Source organism: Deltaproteobacteria bacterium, assembly GCA_016183175.1.
Classification (GTDB): domain Bacteria; phylum UBA10199; class UBA10199; order UBA10199; family SBBF01; genus JACPFC01.
The window spans coordinates 1-3,963 of the sequence record JACPFC010000084.1 but is presented as its reverse complement, the minus strand read 5'-3'; the positions used below and the strand labels follow the sequence as shown (position 1 = coordinate 3,963).

Sequence of the window (3,963 nt, the reverse complement as noted above, 5' to 3'; positions counted from 1 at the left end):
GAGGCAGTGGCCCATTTTGAGCGGAAGACAGGGGAAAAGCTGAGCATCCTCGTCGGCAAGCCCGGCCTCGACGGCCACTCTAGCGGCGCGGAGCAGATCGCCGTCCGGGCGCGCGATTCCGGCATGGAAGTGGTCTATCAGGGAATCCGCCTGACGCCGCAACAGATTACTGAAGCCGCCTTGCAAGAGGGGGTGCATGTCATCGGCTTGAGCATCCTGTCCGGTTCCCACCGTCTGCTGGTTTCCGAACTGATGAAGCAGATAAAGGCGAAAAAAATTCAGAACATCCCGGTAATCGTCGGCGGCATCATCCCCGATTCGGACAAAAAGATCCTCTTGAAACAGGGGGTGGCCAAAGTTTATACACCGAAGGATTTTGAGCTAAATATGATTATGGCGGAAATCGCGGAGCTTGCGTTAAGAAAAAATTAACAATAGCAACCGAAGGGCCCTTCGCCGCAATCGCGGCAACTGCCGTCGGAGCAACGCTCGCAGGTGCCACAGTCGGAATCCGAATCGCATTCGTCCTCGTCTTCCTCTTCTTCTTCGTCATCCCCGGCATCTTCCTCCGTGGCATCGGCCCCCAGCAGAAAACAATCGTTGACTTCATCGACATCACTGCAGTCCGATTCATCGAGGCAATCGACGACCTCATCCAGTTCCGCATCACAGGTGTCGGCACACTCATCTTCCGACAACGCCGTATCCGTGCTGTCCACCATTTCCAAGTTGCAGTCGTTGTAGAGATGGTCACAGGTGTCCGTACATTTGGCGAGTGATGCGGTCCCGTCGGCATCCTCGCTGGAGCCGTCGTCGCCGCCACTGCTACTGCAGGCCAAGATAACAAAAGCGGAAAATAAGGCATACTGTCTAAGGAACTTTGGCATTTGCGCCATTTTCTCCAAAAACGGCCCCATTGACAAGCGTTTTTTTCAGGTTTTTTTAACGAACTGTTTTTAAAGAATTTTTCTTGCCCGTAACTCTTTCATTTGATACACGAAACTCCTTTGTTCGACCAAGGAGGAACCATGACCAAGGAGCTTTACGAACTCGGCGAAATTCCGCCTTTGGGGGAAGTGCCCAAAAAAATGATCGCACAGGTGGTCCGCCCTGACCGCTTTGGCCCACCCACCAGATGGAACAGGTGGATATCCCCGAAATCCGGCCGGATGAATGCCTTGTCTATGTGATGTCGGCGGGGGTCAACTACAACAACGTGTGGGCCGCGCTCGGTATCCCCATTGATGTCACCAAATCGCGCCCGAAAGATCCTTTCTTCCCTGACACGACCGGTTTTCATGTCGGCGGGAGTGACGCCTCCGGCATCGTCTGGAAAGTTGGCAGTGCCGTAAAAAATCTTAAAGTGGGGGACGAGGTGGTGGTTCATTGCGGCATGTGGAGCCAGAACGACCCCTACCTCAAAACAAACCAGCCGCAAAGCGGCGTTGAGGGGGAGGCTCCGCCGGCTTTGCCGGTGGAGGGGGCGACGCGAGCCCCCATGATAGACCCAATGTATTCCCTAAGCTTTCGCATTTGGGGTTATGAAACCAACTGGGGGAGCTTTGCCCAATTTACGCGCGTTCAGGCGCATCAGTGTCTCCCCAAACCGAAGAATCTCACATGGGAAGCGGCTTCGGCCTACATGCTGGTCGGCGCCACCGCTTACCGGATGCTTCACGGCTGGCCGGAACATTCCGTCAAATCGGGCGATGTCGTCCTTATCTGGGGGGGAACCGGCGGACTCGGTTCGATGGGGATTCAGATTGTAAAGGCGGCCGGAGGGATTCCGGTGGCGGTGGTCGGCGGCGATGACAAGATTGAATATTGCAAAAAGCTGGGGGCCAAGGGGGCCATCAACCGGAAAAAATTCAACCACTGGGGAATGCTCCCGCATTGGAAAGACACCGAGGGTTACAACAAATGGCTCTCCGGCGCGCGCGAATTCGGCAAGGCCCTTTGGGAGATTGTAGGCGAACGGAAAAGCCCACGCATCGTCTTTGAGCATCCCGGCGAAGACACCGTGCCGACTTCGGCCTTTGTCTGCGACACCGGTGGGATGATCGTCATCTGCGCCGGCACCAGCGGCTATAACGCCACGATCGATCTGCGCTACCACTGGATGCGCCAGAAGCGCTTCCAGGGTTCGCACTTTGCCAATGACGGGCAGGCGAAGGGATTAAACGATCTTGTCATCGACGGAAAAGTGGACCCCTGCCTGGGCGAGGTGTTCGATTTCAGCGATACCGGCAAGTGCCACCAGTTGATGTACGAAAACCGCCACGCCGCCGGCAACATGGCCATTCTGGTGAATGCGAAAAAGAAGGGGATAAAGAATCTGGAAGAGGCGCGGAAGGGATAAAGGCAAGCGAACAATCTGGCTTTTTGACTCCGCAAAGTCTTCGACTTTGCTACGCAGGCAAGCTAAGCTTGCCTTTGTGGGCCAGTTGTGAGCGCGGGGTTTGGTCCGCCACAAAGTTTGGCGGACGAAATACATCAACGCGAATAGCAACGAACGGGCCGAAAGGGCCCCAAGTTAAAATCGTACGCGCAGGTAGGTGCCGAGCGAGCCTGCGCCGAAGTTGATATAGAAATCCAGGCTGGCCTGCACGCCAAAATCGATACTCGCCGGGTATTTATAGTCCCAGTAATAGAGGCTCAAGAGCGAGATGTCCAAAAAACCGCCGCCGCCGATGTATGGTTTAAAAGGGACGTTGTTGCCGGCGAGAAACGTTGCGGAAATTCTCCCTCCCAGGCGGATCGCCTCCACCACCCCCACACGTCCCCTGAAAAACTCCCCGCCGTCGTCATGGTCCCACGTCCCGATCGAGACGGAAAGCGGCAGATCGAACTTGTAAATAAAGATCCCTTCTTTTTTCTTTTCGAGGGCGAGATAATCCCCCGGCGTCAGGCCTTCGATCTGGCTGGCAAGCAGGGCGATTAAGAGGGCAAACAGGCCGCCAAACTTTTCTCCGAGATAATCGTCGATCCATTCCTGGTACTCATTCAAATATTCATCCATCGCCTCCGGATCGGTTCCCCCGTCCCACTGGGGGATATCCGTCCCGGCATCCGACGAGAGGTTGTCTCCCTCCGCCTCGGCCGCTGTATTGAGGCCGTTAATAAAGTCCTCCCTGTCCACGGCAAGCTCATAGTGAAAGATATCCGCTTTCACCACATCGAAATGAAATCCTATTTTAAACTCGACGGCCGGGAGACGGATAAAACCGTCCCCCCCATGAATGGGCAATTCGGTCCGTTGCAAATAATGGTAATCACCGGCAATCGGTTTGAGAAACGATTTGCCGCTGACGATTCCGCTTCCGGCCATGATTACCTTTCCGTCTTTTTCGTAGACATCGGTGACATGAACCCCATTGGGAAAACCGTAAAGGAACTCCCGCGGTTCCAAAGAAAAACTGAAGCCATGATCGGGATTGAGATTGTTTTTCCGGATATCCCAGTTTTCCGGAGGATTGGGCGGCGTATCATAACGGGAACGGGCGGCCGATTCCAAAGGGGATGGACTTGGCGTCGTCTGTGGGGCGTCTGGAGGGACCTCAACCGGTGTGGCGGGCATCACCGCATATTCCCGACATTCAGACCAGGTATGACCCACTCGTGATGCCATGATACCTCGGACATCTACTAAGGCCCAAAAGGGGGGTCAAGGTCTATCCATTCTTTAATGCTTTTCGCATGATTTTTCCGTTATTGGTTTTTGGCAGGGTTCACTTTTTCTTCCTTTTGACAACCTTCAAAAGTTTTTCCAGATCCCGTTTGTCTTTCGGCCGGCCGGCCTTTCTTTTCGCGCGGATCACGTCTTTCAGATTGAGGAGATAAATCCGTTCCCTGCCGTAATGGTACGTTTTTTTGTTTTTCCACGCCTCCTTAAAAGAGACCCCTTCGATGTCGGTGAGAACGTCAACCCGATTGGGTTCGACCCCTATCTGGTAAACCGTTTTC

At 54.3% G+C, this 3,963-nt stretch carries 4 protein-coding genes and 1 pseudogene; 2 read left to right on the top strand and 3 right to left on the bottom strand.

What is annotated here, in order from left to right; genetic code table 11:
- Window positions 1–432, top strand: a 432-nt coding sequence (locus HYU99_08585; protein MBI2340402.1) for a cobalamin B12-binding domain-containing protein, incomplete at its 5' end; no start/stop codon positions are given.
- On the opposite strand, the gene HYU99_08580 is transcribed toward HYU99_08585, so the two are convergent.
- Window positions 429–887: a hypothetical protein gene (locus HYU99_08580; protein ID MBI2340401.1), complete on the bottom strand. Its 459-nt coding sequence runs from the start codon at window positions 885–887 to the stop codon at window positions 429–431. The two genes, HYU99_08585 and HYU99_08580, sit on opposite strands and share 4 nt — an antisense overlap.
- Before the next feature lie 141 nt (window positions 888–1,028).
- On the opposite strand from HYU99_08580, the pseudogene ccrA reads away from it, so the two are divergent.
- Window positions 1,029–2,359 (top strand): annotated as a pseudogene (gene ccrA / locus HYU99_08575) (crotonyl-CoA carboxylase/reductase).
- 174 nt (window positions 2,360–2,533) lie between these two features.
- On the opposite strand, the gene HYU99_08570 reads toward ccrA, so the two are convergent.
- Window positions 2,534–3,628: a hypothetical protein gene (locus HYU99_08570; protein ID MBI2340400.1), complete on the bottom strand. Its 1,095-nt coding sequence runs from the start codon at window positions 3,626–3,628 to the stop codon at window positions 2,534–2,536.
- Between the two features lie 100 nt (window positions 3,629–3,728).
- Window positions 3,729–3,963, bottom strand: a 235-nt coding sequence (locus HYU99_08565) for a hypothetical protein (protein MBI2340399.1), incomplete at its 5' end; no start/stop codon positions are given.